Annotated in this window: 23 protein-coding genes and 1 tRNA gene; 11 read left to right on the forward strand and 13 right to left on the reverse strand. The window is 68.1% G+C overall.

The window, feature by feature from the left end:
• The first annotated feature begins 16 nt into the window (after positions 1-16).
• From CBF90_RS13775 to CBF90_RS13790, 5 genes are read left to right on the forward strand one after another with little or no spacing between them, the layout of a single operon-like run.
• Positions 17-526: a hypothetical protein gene (locus tag CBF90_RS13775; protein WP_064956882.1), complete on the forward strand. Its 510-nt coding sequence runs from the start codon at positions 17-19 to the stop codon at positions 524-526.
• Positions 523-1,236 carry a hypothetical protein gene (locus CBF90_RS13780; protein WP_064956883.1) on the forward strand — a complete coding sequence of 238 codons (714 nt, stop codon included), beginning with the start codon at positions 523-525 and terminating at the stop codon, positions 1,234-1,236. The genes CBF90_RS13775 and CBF90_RS13780 overlap by 4 nt, the downstream gene beginning before the upstream one ends.
• Positions 1,226-2,335: a hypothetical protein gene (locus CBF90_RS13785; RefSeq protein ID WP_088380866.1), complete on the forward strand. Its 1,110-nt coding sequence runs from the start codon at positions 1,226-1,228 to the stop codon at positions 2,333-2,335. The genes CBF90_RS13780 and CBF90_RS13785 overlap by 11 nt, the downstream gene beginning before the upstream one ends.
• On the forward strand, positions 2,325-2,759 hold the full coding sequence (locus CBF90_RS18445) for a hypothetical protein (protein WP_023951669.1): 435 nt from the start codon (positions 2,325-2,327) through the stop codon (positions 2,757-2,759). The genes CBF90_RS13785 and CBF90_RS18445 overlap by 11 nt, the downstream gene beginning before the upstream one ends.
• Positions 2,756-4,336 carry a thiamine pyrophosphate-binding protein gene (locus CBF90_RS13790; RefSeq protein ID WP_172407852.1) on the forward strand — a complete coding sequence of 527 codons (1,581 nt, stop codon included), beginning with the start codon at positions 2,756-2,758 and terminating at the stop codon, positions 4,334-4,336. The genes CBF90_RS18445 and CBF90_RS13790 overlap by 4 nt, the downstream gene beginning before the upstream one ends.
• On the opposite strand, the gene CBF90_RS13795 is transcribed toward CBF90_RS13790, so the two are convergent.
• Both CBF90_RS13795 and CBF90_RS13800 read right to left on the reverse strand, forming a co-directional pair.
• Positions 4,331-5,080 (reverse strand): GAP family protein, encoded by a 750-nt coding sequence (locus tag CBF90_RS13795; protein ID WP_088380868.1) that lies wholly within the window; start codon positions 5,078-5,080, stop codon positions 4,331-4,333. The genes CBF90_RS13790 and CBF90_RS13795 overlap by 6 nt on opposite strands.
• Complete coding sequence (locus tag CBF90_RS13800; RefSeq protein WP_023951673.1) at positions 5,080-5,562, reverse strand: hypothetical protein; 483 nt, start codon at positions 5,560-5,562, stop codon at positions 5,080-5,082. Before CBF90_RS13800 ends, CBF90_RS13795 begins: the two co-directional genes overlap by 1 nt.
• 126 nt (positions 5,563-5,688) lie before the next feature.
• On the opposite strand from CBF90_RS13800, the gene CBF90_RS13805 reads away from it, so the two are divergent.
• Complete coding sequence (locus CBF90_RS13805; RefSeq protein ID WP_088380869.1) at positions 5,689-6,621, forward strand: AvrD family protein; 933 nt, start codon at positions 5,689-5,691, stop codon at positions 6,619-6,621.
• On the opposite strand, the gene CBF90_RS13810 is transcribed toward CBF90_RS13805, so the two are convergent.
• Together CBF90_RS13810 and CBF90_RS13815 are read right to left on the reverse strand one after the other, a co-directional pair.
• Positions 6,618-7,304: a ScbR family autoregulator-binding transcription factor gene (locus CBF90_RS13810; protein ID WP_023951675.1), complete on the reverse strand. Its 687-nt coding sequence runs from the start codon at positions 7,302-7,304 to the stop codon at positions 6,618-6,620. The two genes, CBF90_RS13805 and CBF90_RS13810, sit on opposite strands and share 4 nt — an antisense overlap.
• A 46-nt stretch (positions 7,305-7,350) precedes the next feature.
• Positions 7,351-8,277: an NAD(P)-dependent oxidoreductase gene (locus CBF90_RS13815; RefSeq protein ID WP_088380870.1), complete on the reverse strand. Its 927-nt coding sequence runs from the start codon at positions 8,275-8,277 to the stop codon at positions 7,351-7,353.
• Positions 8,278-8,705: 428 nt separating this feature from the next.
• Here CBF90_RS13815 and CBF90_RS13820 point away from each other — a divergent pair, with 428 nt between their 5' ends.
• Complete coding sequence (locus tag CBF90_RS13820) at positions 8,706-9,344, forward strand: TetR/AcrR family transcriptional regulator (RefSeq protein ID WP_023951677.1); 639 nt, start codon at positions 8,706-8,708, stop codon at positions 9,342-9,344.
• 11 nt (positions 9,345-9,355) lie between these two features.
• Here CBF90_RS13820 and CBF90_RS13825 read toward each other — a convergent pair whose 3' ends face one another.
• The 4 genes from CBF90_RS13825 to CBF90_RS13840 are packed head-to-tail and all read right to left on the reverse strand — an operon-like array spanning position 9,356 to position 12,729.
• A complete protein-coding gene (locus CBF90_RS13825; RefSeq protein WP_071918334.1) occupies positions 9,356-10,420 on the reverse strand; it encodes a hypothetical protein in 1,065 nt (354 codons plus the stop codon).
• Entirely contained in the window at positions 10,417-11,052 is a 636-nt protein-coding gene (locus CBF90_RS13830; RefSeq protein ID WP_023951679.1) for an ATP-binding cassette domain-containing protein, read from the reverse strand. Before CBF90_RS13830 ends, CBF90_RS13825 begins: the two co-directional genes overlap by 4 nt.
• A complete protein-coding gene (locus CBF90_RS13835; protein WP_114598613.1) occupies positions 11,045-12,079 on the reverse strand; it encodes a peptidoglycan-binding protein in 1,035 nt (344 codons plus the stop codon). Before CBF90_RS13835 ends, CBF90_RS13830 begins: the two co-directional genes overlap by 8 nt.
• The gene (locus CBF90_RS13840; RefSeq protein WP_141097169.1) at positions 12,076-12,729 is read right to left on the reverse strand and encodes a hypothetical protein; all 654 of its coding nucleotides are present in this window, start codon (positions 12,727-12,729) and stop codon (positions 12,076-12,078) included. Before CBF90_RS13840 ends, CBF90_RS13835 begins: the two co-directional genes overlap by 4 nt.
• Before the next feature lie 139 nt (positions 12,730-12,868).
• On the opposite strand from CBF90_RS13840, the gene CBF90_RS13845 reads away from it, so the two are divergent.
• Together CBF90_RS13845 and CBF90_RS13850 are read left to right on the forward strand one after the other, a co-directional pair.
• On the forward strand, positions 12,869-13,528 hold the full coding sequence (locus tag CBF90_RS13845; protein ID WP_064956894.1) for a response regulator transcription factor: 660 nt from the start codon (positions 12,869-12,871) through the stop codon (positions 13,526-13,528).
• Between the two features lie 206 nt (positions 13,529-13,734).
• A complete protein-coding gene (locus tag CBF90_RS13850) occupies positions 13,735-14,691 on the forward strand; it encodes a HAMP domain-containing sensor histidine kinase (RefSeq protein ID WP_141097170.1) in 957 nt (318 codons plus the stop codon).
• On the opposite strand, the gene CBF90_RS13855 is transcribed toward CBF90_RS13850, so the two are convergent.
• From CBF90_RS13855 to CBF90_RS13865, 3 genes are all read right to left on the reverse strand, one after another.
• Positions 14,684-14,971 carry a hypothetical protein gene (locus CBF90_RS13855; protein WP_023951689.1) on the reverse strand — a complete coding sequence of 96 codons (288 nt, stop codon included), beginning with the start codon at positions 14,969-14,971 and terminating at the stop codon, positions 14,684-14,686. The genes CBF90_RS13850 and CBF90_RS13855 overlap by 8 nt on opposite strands.
• A gap of 162 nt (positions 14,972-15,133) precedes the next feature.
• Positions 15,134-15,427, reverse strand: a complete 294-nt coding sequence (locus tag CBF90_RS13860) for a hypothetical protein (protein ID WP_088380873.1) — start codon at positions 15,425-15,427, stop codon at positions 15,134-15,136.
• Between the two features lie 55 nt (positions 15,428-15,482).
• Positions 15,483-15,556, reverse strand: a tRNA-Pro gene (locus CBF90_RS13865).
• 141 nt (positions 15,557-15,697) lie between these two features.
• Here CBF90_RS13865 and CBF90_RS13870 point away from each other — a divergent pair.
• Together CBF90_RS13870 and CBF90_RS13875 are read left to right on the forward strand one after the other, a co-directional pair.
• Entirely contained in the window at positions 15,698-16,315 is a 618-nt protein-coding gene (locus CBF90_RS13870) for a GNAT family N-acetyltransferase (protein ID WP_036304621.1), read from the forward strand.
• Positions 16,316-16,337: 22 nt separating this feature from the next.
• The gene (locus CBF90_RS13875; protein ID WP_023951692.1) at positions 16,338-16,706 is read left to right on the forward strand and encodes an RNA-binding S4 domain-containing protein; all 369 of its coding nucleotides are present in this window, start codon (positions 16,338-16,340) and stop codon (positions 16,704-16,706) included.
• 53 nt (positions 16,707-16,759) lie between these two features.
• Here the strand turns inward: CBF90_RS13875 and CBF90_RS13880 are convergent, their stop codons facing one another.
• Both CBF90_RS13880 and tyrS read right to left on the reverse strand, forming a co-directional pair.
• Entirely contained in the window at positions 16,760-17,554 is a 795-nt protein-coding gene (locus CBF90_RS13880) for a DUF4184 family protein (protein WP_088380874.1), read from the reverse strand.
• 9 nt (positions 17,555-17,563) lie between these two features.
• Entirely contained in the window at positions 17,564-18,868 is a 1,305-nt protein-coding gene (gene tyrS / locus CBF90_RS13885; RefSeq protein ID WP_088380875.1) for a tyrosine--tRNA ligase, read from the reverse strand.
• Positions 18,869-18,890 lie beyond the last annotated feature (22 nt).

The raw sequence follows: 18,890 nt of genomic DNA on the forward strand, positions 1-18,890 counted from the left end.
CAGCGGAGGAACCGACGTGGAGCCCGACACCAGCTGGCGAAGCCATCTGCACGGCAAGTGGACGTATCTGCGGCGATCTGCCGAGGCGGGATCGTCGCAGGACTACAGCAGATTCGACATCCACCGACTGTCCGACGGCGATCCGGTCGGACGCATCGATTCGCGGCAGACATTCCCCCGCGTGTTCCAGATCGGCATCGAGCTGGATGATCGGGCGCTCTCGAGCGGCGCGGGGCTGGACGCCGCCATCACGTTGGGTGCATGGCTGTTCGACTTCCGCGAGGCGTACGCGCTTGCGGTGATCACCTCGGTCGAGAACAGGCCGCTCGACGGTTTGTTCCGCCTGGGGGTCGCGCGCCAGACGGCAGTCTCGCCGTCGTATCTCGGTCAGGGGTCGCTGTCGCGCACCGCGCGATGGGGCATGGTCACGAAAGAGGATTTCGAGCCGGCCAACACCCTCCTGTCGCGCATTCGGGAGCGGTATCCCCCGCTCCCCTCCCGCGCGATGGCGAGCGAGCCGGCATGACGGTCCTCATCGTCGGCGGCGGCAGAGGCATCGGCGCGTCCCTCGTGAGTGCACTCGACCGCCGCGGCGTCGAGGGCGTGTTCACCTATCGATCGAGCAGAACTCGCGCGACACGCCTGGCCGCAAGATGCTCGGGCTGGCAGGCGCGGCAGCTCGACCTCCTCGACGAGCCCGAGCCCAGGCCCGCCGGGATCCTGGCAGCGCTGGGCGGGAAGATCTCGACAGTGCTCCTGTGCGCTGCGGCGGGCCTCGAGAGCGAGCCCGATGCGACCGGAGCTCGGACAGTCAACGCCACGGCGCCCGCGAACCTGGTCCGCGGCATCGCGGACACGAACCGCGTTCCGTTCGGAGTGGTCTACGTGACATCCACGGACGCCCACAACCATCTGCCGGATCGACCCGACGACGAGGAGCCCGATATGTACGAGCTGACGGCACGCACCAAACGAGAGGGAGAGTCGTTGCTGGCTTCCGTCGCGGACGCATCGAGCACATGCCGTTCGTTCACCGCGGTCGTGGCCGACCTCGTCGTGCCTTCGACCGCCCACACCATCTACCGCCGGCGAGATCCCGACCTTGTCGATCGCTTGGTCTCGGCCGGCCGGTGGGTCGATCTCGCCGCTGTCACCGACCGGTTGGTCGACGCGACACTGATGTCCGAACGCGGCGAACGCCTGCCACGCGTCATCCGGGTGCAGCATGACGCTTGATCTCGACGCACCGCGCACCGCGTTCCCCGGCACGCCTTCCGGACCGGGCGCCTACTTTCTGCCGTCGATCGGCGAGTACCCCATCTACGACGACGACGCCTATCAGTTCATGATGGACGATGAGCCTCGGGTGCGCGCTTTCGAGGAGACTCTGACCGACGCCGTCTCCGCAGACTCGGTCGTCGTCGAGCTGGGCTGCGGCCGGCAAGCCCCGTGGGCGCGCCTCGCGGCACGGCTCGGCGCGCGCCGAGTGGTCGCCGTCGAGCAGCTGGACCACGTCCGCGAGGCCCTGACCGCCGAACTGGCGAACGACCCCCGATATGCATCGATCGATGTTCTCTCCTACGACGAATATGTCGAATCGGAGATCCGCCCCACGATCCTCGTGAGCGAGATCGTCGGTGCCATCGGCAGCTCCGAAGGGGCTGAGCAGGTGGTGGGCCGAGAGATCCGACGTATCGGCGACCCCGGGATGCTCGTCGTCCCGCAGGGCTGGATCACGAGCGTGAGCGCGTTCAGCTGGCGGCGGATGCTGAGGGGCGCCGAGCCCGTGTTCGCGCGCGAAGCCCATCGTTATCGCCGTGCGCTCGCGGAGACCGTCGGCTGCGGCGACGTGCGGCTGTGCGTCGTGGGGCGGCAGGTCCAGCTTGGCCTGCTGTCCCGCCGTACCACCGTGGAGACAGCGAATTTCAGCGGGAGCTTCTCGGAAGTCGCATCCGCTCCGGCCGAGGTGGCGGTGTCGCGTCCGGGGACGCTGGACTCACTGCTGTTGTCGGTGGCGGTGAAGATCGGGACGCACTCCGTCGACAGCCTGAGCTCTCGGTCGAGCTGGTTGCCCGTCGTGGTTCCCCTCGGCAGCACCGAGCTACCGGTACGTGAGGGCGACACGGTCGACGTGCGGATGCACCGGAGGCTCGAGACGAATCCGGTGTGCCCCGACTACATCGTCGACTGGCGTCTCCGACGCGACGGCGAAGAGATCGCTCACGGAACCGCCGAATTGCCCTGGCGACCCGACCCGCACGCCACGAGCAGCGCCCTGCACGTCAGCCTGACGAACAGCGACTCCCCTCTGATCGGAGACAGCCATGACCACTGAGCACACCGTCGCGGCGAATGTCTCGCTGGATTACCCGTCATGGCACGTGACGATGGGCGAGATCGTCCTCGCCGCGTGCCATCTGCACAGCCCCGACCTCGAAGACGATTTCGATGTCTGGTTCGACTGCGGCCCGCTCCTCGACTGGATCTCCGTCGAGTACCCGCGACGCCGATACAGCCCGGGCTACCGCGTCGTGCCCACCGAGCTCATGAACGCGGACGCGTGCCGGGCCTTCGGGCTGCTGGCGAAAGCGGGGTTCGACGGCAGTGCGTTCGCGGTGGGAGCCACCGACCCCACCCTCGTGCATGTCGCCGCCAGCGCCCACGACGGCGAGCGTACTGCGCTCATCATCCGCGTCCGGAGAACGCCCTCGGGCACCTGGGACGTCACTTCCTCGGCTTTGTCGGGACACCCCGCGTGACGTCGGAACTCGCTTGGGGTCCGGCGGCGGCGGCGCTGCGCGACCTGGGCGACCTGCAAGTGTTCGGCCTGCCGCTCGACGCACCAGGCCTCCTCGACGCTTGCACTCGCGAAGAGCGGTCGGTCTTCAGCGACGAGCGCACCGCCGCGTTCGCCGCGTTCGGGCGCGCGACTCTCCAGCCCGACGCGTTGACGGTGCTCAGCCTCGAGACCGGGCCCTCGTTCGTCAACGCGCTCCTCGGGCTGTCCGAAGCAGCGTCAGGTCGCGTGCCCCTGCTGGTCGTCGTCGAGGCGGCCGCACCGGAGCGGCGGGGGTGGGGCGCGTTCCAGGATCTGCCGATAGAGGACATCTGCCGATCCCTGAAGATGCCGACGAGGACGATCGAGAACTCAGCCGATCTCATCGCGGGGATCACCGCCGCTTCGCGGCAGGCGTTCCGCCACCGCTCGCCGGCGGTCGCGGTGGTGCGCACGCGCACGGGGTCGGACGAGGAGCACGGAGACGGGACTCGGCGCCGGTGGTCTCGCGATCGGAGCGTTTCGATCCCGGCAACACGGGAATCGATGTCCGCTCTGCGGGCGGTCGACGAGCTTCGGGATGCCGCGGCCCAACGCGCGCGGATCGCGGTGATCGTCGGCGGGGGCGCGAAGCGGGCGCACGTCCGCGGCGGGGATCTCGACGCCTTCGCGGCTCAGCTCGGCGCGTCGACGCTGGTGACCGCTTCGGGCCGAGGCGCGATCGACGAGTCGAGCGAGAGCTTCGTCGGCCTGGCCGGGCTCTATGCGACGCCGGAAGGCCTCGATGCGCTCGCGGCGGCAGATGTCGTCGTGTCGCTCGGATCAGCGCTCGAGGAAACCGTGCGCGAGAGGTGGGCGCCGAAACAGGGCGCCACGCTCCTCGTGGTCGACGAGTCCGAGGTCAGCTGCCCGGCCCACGACGGCCGGAGGATCGACGTCACGTCCGACGCAGCGGCGTTCTTGGCGCTCGCCCGCGACGGGCTCGTGGCCTCCGCAGCTCCGCCCCCGCTCCGCGGGGCCCGGCCGATCAGGCAGCAGGGCGTGTCCGAGATGGCCGCGACATGGGCTCAGATCGAGGGCATCATGGTCGATGGACACTTCGACATCGTCTGCATCGAGAACGGTCTCACGGACATGTGGGGTTACGACCCGCGCTTCCTCACGGTTCCGCCGTCGACGTCACTCGTCGTCGCTGCCGAGCAAGCGGCCATGGGTGCCGCGCTCTGCGGCTCGCTCGGCGCGAAGCGCTCGCAGAAGGCCCTCGTGATCTGCGGCGATGCGACCCTCCGCATGCATCTGGCGGCCGTGACGGACGCGGTGGAGAATCACCGGCCCATCGCTTACGTCGTGTCGAGCAACTCCGGAATGGGCTGGCCTTCTCTGTCGAGGACCGACCCCGAGCTCACGACGTTCGCGTGGAACCGTCGTCTGCCCGCCGTGCTGTCGTCACTCGGCGTCGATGTGATCACACCCGCAGAACTCCGGTCACAGAAGCACCTCTCGGCACCCGCTGCGACATTTTTCGACGTCCATCCTGCGGCACCGCCCTGGGAGTCATGACGCTCCGGCGCCGATATCGACCCAGCCGAGATTCGCCACCGCGTTCACCGCGAGCAGGAACCCCACAATGCCGATGATCCAGGCTGTCGTCGCCTGAGCGTTGCGCGTGAGCCACCGATCGAGCCGCGTGAGCGGTCCTTCGAGCGCATCGTGCGCAACCATCCGCCCGACCAGGAGGACGAGGGCCGGCAGGACCATGACGACGCAGTATCCCGCGATCGTCACCACCGACAGGCCCGGGCCGACGCCTGCGGCCGCCACGATGCCGATCGCCGCGAGATAGGGAACCATCGTGGCGAGTTCGAGCACGACCGCTACGAGTGCCAGACTCACCAGACCGAGCGTCGCCCCGCGCGTGCGCCCGTCCTCCATGATCCGGTTCCGCCAGTTCAGAATCCTTCCGCCACCGGCCGCCGCGCGCTCCGCCGCGCGAGCACGCGCCTTCTTCGTGTCCATCAGCCAGCTCACCGCCATCAGCACGATGCCGAGCACGAGGACCGCGATCAGGAAGCCAGGCGAATCCCATACGGCTCGCGTTCGCGTGACGATCGCGGAGAGACCGAGATACAGGAGAACTCCCACGAGGAAGTAGGCCGCAGCGACGGTCGCGAGGTATCCGACGACGCGACCTGCGCGGACCCGTCCCGGAGCTGTGAGAAGCCACACGGGAATCAGCAGCGTGCCGAAGCTCGTCGAGTCGACGAGCGCAAGGACGACGAGGGTTCCGAGGGTGCCGACATCCATCAGGACGGCCCGAGCTGGAGCCTGCGTTCGCACACCGCGGTCGAAGCGCCTCCCTCGGCACGGTGGGTCGCGACTTCTTCACCGTCGACGATGATGCGACATTCGATCCACGTGGCCCCCGGTCCCGCGTCGACCTCGATCCGACTTCCGCGGAACGGGAACGCCACATCCGTCGGCACGCTGAATTCGTGCTCGAACGGCAGCTCGACCGAGTCCTCCGCGAAGCTCTGACTGTCGCGGGGCGCGTCGACGGTCACCAAGATCTCGCCGGACTTCGCGGCGTCGCTCGTCACGATCGCGGTCACCACGATGTCGGTGCCGGTGCCCTCGGACCCATCGCCCCCGGCAGGCGGGGCGGGCGTCGCCGGACCGGTCGCCGTGAGTCCTTCGATGGTGTCGTCGATCACGCCGCATCCGGACGCTGCCACCGTCAGCCCGCCGACCATCGCAACCGCCAGGATCGTCTTCCGGAGTGCCTTCATCGCGTCGCTCCCCTGCCTTGGTCATCATCGCCGGCATTACTAAGTCGTTCGCACCAGTTAATCATGGCACGAACGGGCATCCATCTCGCTCTAGCGTTACCTGTGTGCCATAAATAAGCTGACCGCATGGCTTACTCGCATCGATCAGCTGCCATCTCAGGAGCGGTCGGCGCGAGTCTGGACGATCTGCTCGGTCCCGCATCCGAGCGCTACCTGGCGAGCCGATTCCGACACGTCGCGCGAGCATTCACCGGCTCTGCGACGCGCTCCGGCGATCAGCAGCTCGCCCTCGAAGGCCGCGCCGCCCTCGAGTATCCCGAGACCTGGACGGTCAAAACGGGAAGATCACCCGCGCCGCATTTCAGCTCCATCGATGCGATCGTCCTGACTGCGGCACTGTGCTCGCACCCGGCACCGATCGACGGTTCCTCGTCGCCCACGCCCCCGCGCTTACGCAGCGTCAGTCTTCGTGCGGGGACGACGGCGGATGTCGAACTCGAGAGCGTTCCCGTCTCGGGCACGCTCGGCGCGCTGGGTTCCACGGCGGGCGTCGAAGCACGGCTCACCCTGGGCGCAATGCGCACCGTCGCGCACCTGGATCGTCCGCCTGCGCTGATTCAGGCGACACCGTCGGACGGAAGCCCCCTCTCCGTCGAGCTCGCCGCCGACTGCGCCGTGGAGCACGTGTGGAAGTCCCGGTTGACACGCATCGAGGCGGGGCGCTCGGTCGAGTTCCAGCACGAGATCGCGTCCGACTGTCCCCCCGCCCGAAGAGTCGTCACCGTGCTCGACCTCCTGCGCCTCTCCGCGCAGCAGGCGCAGGCGCTGATCTACTGCAGCGACGGACTGGATCGGGCGTCTGCCAACTCCATCTGGATGCGGAGCGCGTCGTTCGACGTCGGCGAGCGTCGACAGCTGCACGGACCGCTCTTTCTGGAGGTCAGTATCGCCCGAACCCAACGGATAGACCGCGCGTCCGTGCGGTGGAACGTGTTCGACGTCGTCGCGCGCGGCACCGGAGGCCTCCAGGCTGCAGCCTCGCTCGCCTACTCTCGTTAGGCGGGCCGGAATGCTGCCTCGACGGCGGCGACGGCGGCATCGCGATCCGCCGGGGGCACCATCGCGTCTACCGCAAAGAGCCACATATCGCGGAGACCGGCGAGCAGGTCGTCACGTGAACTCATCGCCTGCGACATGAGCTGCACACCGGTGAAGAAGCCGATGAGCGTCTTCGCGAGGGTCTCGGGAGACAGCCCGCTCGTGAGCTCGCCTCGTTCCAGCGCAGGTGCGAGCATCGCACTCGTCATCTCGACCCAGTTGAGGTAGAAGTTGCCGGCCGGCGCGCCGAGGGCGCCTTCTTCCATCGCGAGCCGGATTCCGGCCCGCACGACGGCATCGTGACGCAGCTGGTCCGCCATGGCGCGCGACACCGCGACCAGCCTCTCGAAGACGCCGGGCGAGGTGTCGACGGCATCCGTCAACAACGGGAGCGAGCGCGCGTGCTGCTCGTTGATGACCGCGAGCGCGATCTGCTCCTTCGATTTGAAGTGGAAGTACATCGACCCCTGGGAGATCCCCGATTCCTCGACGATCATCGAGAGACTGGCTTTGCCGTATCCCTCGCGGTCGAACACGTTCGCGGCCCCCTCGACCACCGCGCGCTGGGTCTCCTGCGACCGACTCTGCTGCGGCGTCCGCCGAACAGCCGTCGAGACCTCGCGGTTTGCTTCATCCTTGCGCACGAGAGCCCATTATCCTCTGGCCGATCCGCGGCCGGTGCTCACACGTTCAGCGCGCCGACCGCCCGTGCTGGACGTACCACGACAGCGCCGCATCGGTGAGGTGAACATCGCGGCTTCCCGCATCGGGCACGAGATCGCGGAGGCGCTCGGACGAGAGAAAGTAGTCGTGGGCGAACTGCGCGACCTTGCGCGCTGGGATACCGCGCGCCTCGAGTGCCGCACCGGCATCGGCGGCGCTCAGCGACCGGGAGGGAAGTATCCCCCACTCGGCGAGGATCGGCGAGAGGAGGTCTCTCACGGCGACGGGCCGATCCGGCACGACATGCACCACCGCACCCGCTCCACCTTCCAGGCGATGCCGCACGGCAGCGACGGCTGCCCGGGCGACGAGGCCGGCAGATGCCACCGACAATCGGGCGGCACCGTCTTCGATCCATGCTCCGAGCGCGGCGTGGGCGGAGAGCAGCCGCAGAAGAAAGTGCCCGTCCCCCACTCCGGTGATGAACAGGGGGCGCAGCACGGACGCGCCTGAAGCGGATGCGACCGCGTCGCCTCGCGCTCGCGTCGCGCTGAGCTCGGACTCCGGGTGAACCGGATACTGCCCCTCCCTGCCGCCTGAGAATGCGAGTGCACCGTAGATTCCCGCCGTGCTGACGTGCACGAGGGGGATGCCGAGCGACGTCGTCGCCTCGGCGGTATGCGTCACGCCGTCGACGTTCACGCGGCGCTGCTCCCGTGCATCATCTCCGACGTGACTCGCCGCATTGATCGCAGCGATCGACCCGGAGATCGCCTTGCGGAGAGATTCCGCCCCGTCGGCGATATCGACGACGCGACTCCTGTGATCGGATCGCAATTCGGCGTTCCGGCCTCGACTGAGGATGAGCGGGTCGAATCCCGCATGCGCGAGCTCTTCCGCCACATGACGACCGACGAATCCCGTCCCGCCGATGACCGCGACTGAATTCGCCATAGCTTCCCCCACCACGACTCGAACCCCCTCAGAACATACAAGCAGCTATCCGCTCAGTTCGGCGAGACCGTCATGAGGCGGCACGGTCACGTCCACGTTCCCGCGAGCGGTTCTGTCATCATCGGCGGCGCTCGAATATCCATGCACGGCGAAGATCACCTTCGAGTTCCTGCCGCCCCTGACCGTCGACGGATGCCGCCCACGCCGGCGTACCGGGCGCGCAGCGGCAAAGTTCACACCGGTAGCCGACTACGTAGCATGAACGGCCCTTCGCGTCCCGGCTCATGCCCCTGTCATATGCATCGTTGGCAGTGGTCATACATTCATCTCTGTACCATGTAGGCAGTTCTCACCAGGCCCTGCGACCCCACTCGCGGCGAGTGTCATGGTGGGGGAACCCAATTCCGGTCGGAGGTGTCAGCCCCCATATGGGCAAGCAACAGCGGAGCGGGGAGACCCGTGAAGCACTGCTCGAATCCGGGAGCCGGGTCTTCGCGACCATACCGTTCGACAAGGCCCGCATCGCGGATGTGATCGAACCACTCGGAGTCACGCAGGGTGCCTTCTACTTCCACTTCGAGAACAAGCACGAGCTCGCGCTCGAGATCATCCGACGTGAGCACGCGATGATGGTCGACCTGAGCGAGCGGGTCCTCAGCTCCGCGGGAGGCGGTCTCGCCGGCCTGCACGAGGTGTCGACGGGGCTGGCGGAACTGGTGCGCGCGGATGTCACGGTGCAGGCGGGGCTTCGCCTCACTTCCCACACTCCTGAGGAGTTCCCGGAGTTCCTGGGCGCGTCGTTCACCATGTGGAACGACGCCATCGGGAAGTTCCTTCTGCGCGCACAGGGGGCAGGCGAGGTCCGCTCCGACGTCGAGATCGAAGCCGCCTCCCGGTTCGTGGTGGCCACCTTCGTCGGCGTGCAGGAGATCTCCGCCATCGCCACGCGCTGGGCGGACCTCGACGAGCGTATTCGCGAGGTCAGCTCGCTTGCGATCCGGGGGATCGCCACCGACGAGGGATACGAGGCCTTCACTGCGTCGCTCTCGCCGACAGCCGCGCGATGATCTGACGGCGTTCATCGCTCTTTGAACAATCGGAACAGGTCCGCTTCGCGCACAGTGAGAGTCCCGAGGAAAACGCCCGCGAGCGCCGTACCGAAGCTCGCGACCAGCGACGGCAGCATGGCGGCCGGGACCCAGGCGACGTCCTCCGGGGCGAGAGCTCCTGCACTGAGGTAGATGACTGCTCCTGCGAAGACGGCGCCGGCCAGAGACCACACGACGGCTTCGAGGACCGCTGTCGAGGTCATCGCGCCGCGTGACTGGCCGGCGTGCAGTGCCGAAGCGTGCTCCAGGCGACGGGCGCGTACGGCGGCGAACCCGATGAGCAGCCCCGCGGCCGCGGCGACCGCGGGCGCCCATCGGGTGAGGCGGTCGTCGAACATCGCTGTGCCTGTGAAGCTCGTACCCATGCTGCGGTTCAGCTGAGTCAGCGACACCTCGGTCCCGGTGCTTGCCTCGGACGCGAGCGCCTGGCGGAGGAGGCCATCGTCGTCGGGGCCCTGAGGCCAGGCGCGCATCCAGCACTCGTCGAAGACCCCGGCACCCTCGACGGGCATGACAATCGCGTACTCCAGGCGAGCGTCACGTCCGTCGTCGGGGTAGGCGAAGATGCCGGCGACTTTGAGGTCCCGGCCATCCGTGGCGAGGGTCGAACCGGTGGCGACCCCGAGGGACTCCGCGAGAGGCTCCGAGACCCAAGCACCCTCGGAGGCGGACTCCACGTCGAGCAGGCTTGCAAACCCGGCTGTCACCTCGTACACAGGGAACCCGGCGCCGGCGAGTGCGTCCAGTGGCAGGTCTTCGGCCTGACGCAATGCACCGGAGGCCTGCACGCTCCGGTACCAGTCGAGGGATTCGCAACGGGCGCGGTCGACGCTGTCCTCCGCGACCAGCATGCGGGTCGCCCCGCCGCCGGTGATGAACGTACGGGCCTGGTTCTGCAGCCCGTGGACGGCCGCGACGTCCGCCCCCGCGGCGAGCCCCGCCGTCAGCGCGAGCAGGAGACCGAGAAGCGGCACGTGCGCGGTCCCGGAGACGACGTTCCGCAGGACCTCGGAGGCGATGCTGCGCATCTTCATGCGGCCACCCCCCTCGTGGGGGCGTAGTCCTCGAGCTGGATGACGCGGTTGCACGCATCCCGTGTGCCCGGGTCGTGCGTGGCAATGAGGACGATGGCGCCCTCCTGCGCGACCGCACCGAGGGTCTGGTTCACGGTCTCCGAGGTTCGGAGGTCCAGCTGCGCCGTCGGCTCGTCGACAAGGAGCAGGGAGGGCCTGGTCGCGACGGCGCGGGCAAGCATCAGGCGCTGCGCCTCCCCTCCGGAGAGCTCTCGGAAGGAGCGGTCGGCGACGGCGGTCAGCTTGAACGACGCGAGTATCGGACGAGCGAGCTCGACGGCCTCGCCGCGCGTGCTTCCCGCGGCGAGGAACGGGAAGACGACATGGTCGATCGCCTTGCGGTGCGCGACGCCGTGCGGGTTCTGGAACACCCAGCTGGTGCGCGTGATGCGCACGCGTTCGACCCGACCCATCGATGGCGTCTCCCACCCGGCGAAGATGGATAGGAGCGTGGACTTGCCGCTCCCGGAAGGACCGCACAGTCCCACCACGTCGCCCGGGCGCGCCTCGAAATCGAGGCTCTCGAACAGCAGCGGTGTGCCGGGGAAGCCGTGCCCGAGCCCGATGGCGCGCACCGCACGCCCGTCATTCACAGTGCACCCCTTCCAGCGCGCTCCCGATCGCGACGCTCTCCGGCACTTCGCCTTCGAACGCGACCACGGCCGCGCCGAGGGAGGAGCCCAGAAGTTCTGTCCTCACGGTGCCGGCGCTTGTCTTGACGCAGCTGCTGTCACCGTCGTAGATCAGCGCGCCGGCGGGAATGGAATAGGCGTCGATCGGCGACGCGAGCGCGATGGTCGCGGTGACAGTCGCCCCGGGATCTTCGGCGAGGCCGGAGATCAGCCGCTCATCGCCGGCGAGCTGGGCGAGGAAGGCCGGGTCGGAGGCGGTTCCCTGCGCATCGAGAGGGCCCCGCACCGACCCGATCTTGATCGTCCGGTCGCCGGGCGTGAGGTTGTCGGGGACAGACTGCACCGTCACGCGTTCGAGGGCCCCGCGGGATGTTGCGATGGCACTCCCTTGCGAGACGGCGTCGCCGACTTTCACGGCGCATGCGATGCCGGTCAGCTGCGGCGACGGCAGCCAGATGAACTCCGCGCGCTCAGCGAACCGCTCGCCCTCCTCGACTCCGGCTCTTACCCTCAGGTGTTGCAGAGCCCGTCCGGTGCGGCTGCCGAACTCCCCATCCACGGTTTCCGCGTCGAGGTGGCCCAGGCGGATGAGCTCGGTCTGCAGCGCGGCCACGTCGGCGCCGTCGTCCCCGACGGACAGGTCGCGGTAGAGCGGGACCGTAGTGTGCAGTGCGATGAGGGGGCGCTCGTCGACGTGCGCGACGACGGTGCCCGAGGTAACCTCCCCCCCGTCGCGGCACCAGGACGCTGTCAGCGTGCCCGACGTCTGGATGGCGAGGGTCTGGTCGGCGCCGCTGACGAGCTTGACCTGCACGCGCCGACTGTCGTCGAAGGTCTGCGCGACCACCGGCGCCGATGTCTCTTCACTGCCTGCACGCAGCAGCTCGGGTTCCGGGACTGGTCGGAGCGCGTACCCGAGGGAACCTGCCGCGCCGATAACCACCAGTGTGGTCACAGCGATCAGTGAGGCCGTCCGGCGGAACGTCACTGCTCCTCCTCCTCGAATGCGACGGCGTAGCCGCCTGCTGAGAAGCACTCCTGCACGGTGGCGTCGTTCGGGTCGTACTCCGCTTCCTCGAAGCGGTTCTCGAGGTCCTCGGCGAGGTCGGTGGTCGTGTACGTGGCCTCGACGACCTGGTTGCGCTTGAAGCAGGCCACGACGATCTCCTCGCCGTTGCTGAGCAGGTCGGGGTTGCCCTGCTGCGCTCGGTACAGGGCCTCGATCGGCGCGAGCTCGTCGGCACACTCCCCGGCGGTGTCGATGTACTTCTGCGCTTCCTCAGCGGACATCTCCGGGGGCGTGATCTGGATGATGCCGGAGGCGAGGCGCTTGTGCTCCTCCTCGTAGCCGGCGTTGACCATGCACTCGGTGTACATGCGATGCGCCTCGTCATACTGAGCCTGCGTGATGCCGCCGGTGTCGATGGCGCTCGTGAGTACGTCGATGACGTACGGGTTCTCCTCGCCTTCGAGGTACTGCTCCAGGAGCTCCTCGAAGCTACCCGCCAGACGCTCGCCTTCCGGAGCAGCCTGACCTTCGCCGTCCGCTCCGGAGGTACAGGCGACCAGCGCCGAGCCTGCGAGGACGAGTGCCACCATGCCGCTGACGACCCGCGTTGATGCTGTGGTTGTTCGCATGAGAACGCTCCGATTCCTCTGAATTGCCGTGGTGTTACCGGTCTATCCACGGCGGGTCTCGGTACGGTTAGCGCTCTCCTAACCTGGCCCTAACCGCCTCCGGGAAGACTGCGTATGTACCTGAGGAAGGGAGCACGCGATGCGAATACTGCTGGTCGAAGACAACGTCGACCTGTCCGCAGCGATCACCATGTCTCTCGCCCGCGACGGATATACGATCACCCCCGCGTACGACGGCGTCCAGGCACTGGACCGCCTCATCGACTACGAATTCGACGCCGTCATCCTCGACCGCGACCTCCCGCGCATGAGCGGAGACAGCGTCTGCCGCGAGATCCGCACCTCCGGTCAGGACATCCCCATCATCATGCTCACCGCGCTGACCACTGTGCGCGATCGCGTCACCGGGCTCGACCTCGGCGCAGACGACTACCTCACCAAGCCATTCGCGTACGAGGAGCTCGCCGCCCGCCTGCGGGCGCTCCGCAGGCGCGGAACCGCGCCCATCTCGGATGAGATCACCGTCGGCGCGCTCACCGTCGATCGAGCCCGCGGTAACGTCATCTTCGACGGCCGGAGCATCCGTGTCTCCCCCAAGGAATTCGCCGTCATCGAGGCACTCGCCCGCGCCGAGGGACGGCACTTGACCGTCGAACGCCTACTCGACGTCGCCTGGGACGCCCCCGACGACATCTCCCGCAGCGTCGTGAAAGTGACGATGCACTCGCTGCGCCGCAAGCTCGCTCCCGACCTCATCGTCCATGACCCCGGTTTCGGGTATCGACTGGAGACAAGCTGATGTCCCGCAGGAGCTCTCTCGCCGCGCGCATCGCCGTGCGGTCCGCAGCGATCTTCACCGCGATCTCGGTTCTGGTCTTCGTCGCGGTCTGGGCGTCCCTGACCTCTGTCGCCTCCTCGAGCATCACCGTCGTCCCCGAAAACGGAGCCTCCTCCGCCCCGGAGGTCGTGGAAGCCGTGTTCCGACTCACCAACCAGGCGAAGACGATGACCATGACCGTCACCGGCTCTGCACTCGCCCTGATCACCGCCCTCGGCACCTTCCTCACCTATCGCGCAGCGCGGGCCTCCCTGCGCCGCGTCTCCGACATCACCCAGCACACCCGGCGCATCACCGCCAGCACTTTGGACGAGCGTCTCGCCCTCCGCGGGCCTGATGACGAGATCAAGGACCTCGCCGACACGATCGACGACACCCTCAGCCAGCTCAGTGACGCCTTCGCCCAGCAGGAGCGGTTCGCTGCGAACGCCTCCCACGAGTTGCGCACCCCACTCGCCGTCGTGCGGACGTCCCTGGAGTCGATCGGCGGCCGCATTGCCCATGACGAGGATGTCGACCGGTCCCTCCGGAACGTAACCCGCATGGACGAGACGATCGACGCCCTCCTTCTGCTCGCTCAGACCCGGCGCCTCCCCGAAGACAGGCGCTACCCGGTGGACGTCGCAGGGGTGGTCCGCATCCTCGCCGACGATCTCGCCCCGGCTTTCGCGGCCCGTGGCGTCAGCTTCGAGGTGAAAGCTGACCAGGTCGCCATCGTCGATGGGGATCAGACACTGCTCACCCAGGCCGTGCACAATCTGATGCGAAACGCCGCTCAGTACGCCCCAGCCGACGGGCATGCGACCTTCGAAGTCACCGCGTCGCCGACGGCCGTGACCGCCCGCTTCGCGAATGATGGATCCGCTTACACGGACGAAGAGGTCGCACAGTTGCTCGAGCCGTTCAGCCGCGGCGCCCAGACACGCGCTGGCGACGTCACCGGGCACGGACTCGGGCTGTCGATCGTTGTGAGCATCGCACGTCAGCATGGCGGTACCTTCGAACTGGAACCGCGCCAGGAAGGCGGCCTCGTCGGCACCCTTCGCCTCCCGCCGGCAACAGAGGAGGCCGGGGATGCGACCCCCGGCCTCCGTTCAGCTCAGCCCACTCAGGCGATCACCTGAACGAGTTGTAGGCGTAGCTACCCGTGTCCACGCCACAGGCCGCCCACGCGTATCCGCCGCTGGTCGTCCAGCCCGAGGTGGCCGTCTTGCAGCCGTGTTTGGCGAAGGACAGCCCCTGTGTGCCGCCCCACACATCGTGCTCCGCGCTGGCGTTGAAGGGACCGGCGAACCACGTGCCGCTCTGTCCTGCGTAAGCCGGGGCGGCGCTCAGCGCACCGCCGACGGCCAAAGACGCCGCGAGGACGACCGCCCCGAAACCCTTCTTGAACTTCGTCTTCATGTGAACCACTTCCTTGTGAGTGAGGTTGGGCCGGCACCCTGCCGGTGAGGTTCACCCTGGCAGAACGAAAACATAGATACAAGCATGTATGTTTTTCGCTCACGCCCGAGGTCGGTTTAGCAGACCTCGTCTTCATCGAACGAGAAAGCGCCGAGCGCGAGGTCAAGCGGCGGGAGATGATGCGGTCAAGCGGCGGGAGATGATGCGGTCAAGCCAGCTGTCGATCCCCTTGCCGGCCGTCGACTTCGCGCGGGACAGCTCCAGATAGACCATGCCGTCGCGCTCGTTGTAGAGCAGGATCCAGAGATACTTCATTTCGATCTCGGCGCCGTCGGCCGTCGGCTGGTCGAACAGTGCACCTCGGCCGTTCTCATCGACGCGCTTGCCGAACGCGCAGCCCTTCGGGTTCCTGGCATCAGCTGGTCGTGCATGAACACGACGGTTCGGGACCAGCACGAAACGACGAAAGGCCCGGATTTCTGCGATCCAGCAGGAATCCGGGCCTTTTTTGTCGGGATGACAGGATTTGAACCTGCGACCCCTTGACCCCCAGTCAAGTGCGCTACCAAGCTGCGCCACATCCCGGTCCGCTGTCCGCACGCGGACAACTCCCCTATCCTAACCGGTCCTGAGCCCGCTCGCGAACCGGCGCACCCGGGCGCGTTGCGGGGCTTCTGCGACGACCGATCGTTGCCCGGTGTCGGGGGCGGGCAGTACCGTCTGGCCATGAGCGAGACGACGATCGTGCCGGTGACGCCCGGCAGCTTCAGCGATGCCCAGCACGCGATGAGCGGCGGCGGCGATGGGCACGAGTGTCAGTGCCAGTGGTGGACGATGACGAACGCCGACTTCCAGCGCACCGATATCGACGGCCGTGCCTCAGCCTTCCGAAGCGAAGTGGATGCCGCGCCCTCCCCCGGACTCATCGCCTACGTCGACGGTGATGCCGCCGGCTGGGTGCGTGTCGGCCCGCGTACCCGTCAGATCCGGTTGAGCAAGACACGCGCCTACGCCGGCGCGACCGAAGAGCCCTGGGACGACGCGGATGTCTGGGCCGTCAGCTGCTTCGCGGTGCGCAAGGAGCATCGCGGCTCGGGCCTCAACGCGGCGCTTCTCCATGCCGCGATCGCCTTCGCCCGCGAGAACGGCGCACGCGTGGTCGAGGCGTACCCCGTTGACCCGGATGCGGGGCGAAAGGTGACGTCCAACGAGCTGTACCACGGCGCTCTGTCCACGTTCCTCAGCGCGGGCTTCCGCGAGGTCGCGCGCCCCAAGCCGCACGTCGCCGTCGTCTCGCTCGACCTCGCCGACACCCACGAGACGGGCACCGGAGAGCACCCGTGACGCTTCGGCGAGAATGGAACGCATGACCGCATCCGATGCCCCCGTCCGCGTGGACTCGTGGCTGTGGGCGGTCCGCATCTACAAGACCCGCTCAGCGGCGACCACGGCCTGCCGCGCCGGTCACGTCCGGGTCAACGGGGAGAAGGTCAAAGCGTCGCAGTCGGTGAAGCCCGGCGACGAGCTACGAGTGCGGATCGCGGGTTTCGACCGCATCCTCGTCGTCCGGCAGACGCTCACCAAGCGCGTCGGTGCGCCTGTTGCCGCCACCGCGTTGGAAGACCGCACTCCCCCGCGCGAGCCGATGGCGATGCTCGCCGTCCGCGACCGCGGCGCCGGCCGACCGACGAAACGCGAACGCCGCGAGATCGACCGACTGCGCGGAGTCGACTGATCCACGCCTCGGGCACGCGATCACTGATCGCCTCGACAACTACCCCGCGTCACTCACCGCGCGGCGCGGCGGCGCGCCACCTGCACGACGACGCACAGCACGAGCGTCGCCACTCCCCAGATGGCGCACGCGGGCGGCAGCACGCGGTACGCGAGGTGCTGCGCAGTCCACTCCGTCGTGAGCGGGCCGTACGCGGCGAGGCCGATCAGCCACGCCGCGACGAGCGCGACCGGCAGCGACACCCACCAGACCACCCGCACGGCGCCGGGCAGCACCCGCCGCACCGGAGCCGACGACCGTTTCCGCAACCAGAACGCCCCCGCCACCGCGAGCCCGAGCAGGCCGAGCGCGCTCGATGCGTACTGGAACCACCGGTAGCCGTGGAACGGTCCCCAGCGTTCGGCCAGCGCGGGTAAGAGCTCGACGCCCCAGCGCCCCTCGTGGGTGAAGGCGTCCCAGGCGATGTGGCTCAGCACGCCGAGAGCGAGCGACACCACGACCAGCAGAACCGTGACCGCGACCGACCGGCCGCGCCCCGACCCCGGCACGACCGTTCGCAGCGCGTCGCCACCCCTGGAATCCCACGCCGGCGGCAGCCGTCTCGACAGCCAGTCCGGCGCGAGTTCACGCACCGCCGGGCGCAGCAGCAGCCACCACGCGAGCAGCAGCACGCCCGCGATCACGACCGTCAGCCACGGGTACGCGTGCGTCTGCGCATAGCTGATGCCGATCCCGCGCGCGAACAACGGCAGATCCGGAGCCATCGCCCCGACAGCCACCGCCGCCGGCACGAGCGGTGTGTGAACGACCGCCAGCGCGACGACGGCGTGGCTCGGGGTGAACGGCATCCGGTCGGGTCAGTCCTCGACGAAGACGCCCGCGAGCGTCTTCTTGCCCCGCCGCAGCACGGCAACACCACCCGGCAGATCGCCGACGACGACGGCCGACTCGTCGTCGACCTTCGCACCGTTGATCGAGACGCCGCCCTGCGCGATGGCCCGACGGGCCTCCGACAGGCTGCCCACGAGCCGGGTGTCGACGAGCAGCTGCACGACCGAGGCACCGGCCGACGCCGTGGCGTGCGGAAGCTCCTGCAGAGCCGAGCGCAGCGTGGCAGCGTCGAGAGCGGTCAGGTCGCCCTGGCCGAAGAGTGCATCGGATGCCGCGATGACCTTGGCCGTCGCATCCACTCCGTGCACCGTCGCGGTGACCTCGAACGCCAGACGCTTCTGCGCGGCACGGCGGAACGGCTCGTCGGCGACGAGGCGCTCGTACTCGGCGATCTCAGCGCTGCTGAGGAAGGTGAACACCTTCAGGCGCTCGACGACATCGGCATCCGCGGTCGAGAGCCAGAACTGGTAGAACGCGTACGGGCTCGTGAGCTCGGCGTCGATCCAGATGGCGTTGCCCTCGCTCTTGCCGAACTTCGTGCCGTCGCTGTTGGTGATCAGCGGCGTGCCGAACGCGTGCACCGAGGTGCCCTCGACGCGGTGGATGAGGTCGGTGCCGCTGGTGAGGTTTCCCCACTGGTCCGATCCACCCGTCTGCAGCGTGCAGCCGTACTGGCGGTAGAGCTCGAGGAAGTCGAGACCCTGCAGGATCTGGTAGCTGAACTCGGTGTAGCTGATGCCGGCATCCGAGTTCAGACGGGCGGCGACGGCATCCTTCTTCAGCATCGTGCCGACGCGGTAGTGCTTGCCGATCTCGCGCAGGAAGTCGATGGCCGACAGCGGCGCCGTCCAGTCGAGGTTGTTGACCATGCGGGCGGCGTTCTCGCCCTCGAAGCTGAGGTACTTCTCGATCTGACCGCGCAGACGGTCGACCCACTCGGCGACGGTCTCGCGCGAGTTGAGCGTGCGCTCGGCGGTCGGGCGCGGGTCACCGATGAGGCCCGTCGAGCCGCCGACGAGACCGAGGGGCTTGTGACCGGCCAGCTGCAGACGGCGGAGCGTGAGCAGCTGCACGAGGTGACCGAGGTGCAGGGATGCCGCCGTCGGGTCGAAGCCGCAGTAATACGTGATCGGGTCTCCGCCGAGCGCCTCTCGCAGCGCTTCCTGGTCGGTGGACACATGCACGAGACCGCGCCACACCAGCTCGTCCCACACGTTCTCGAACGCGGGATCGAGCGCCACGGGGGCGGTCGTCAGGGCTTCATCAGACACGCGCTTCAGGTTATCAGCGGCC

It is taken from the genome of Microbacterium sp. AISO3 (assembly GCF_002204305.1).
Lineage (GTDB): Bacteria > Actinomycetota > Actinomycetes > Actinomycetales > Microbacteriaceae > Microbacterium > Microbacterium arborescens.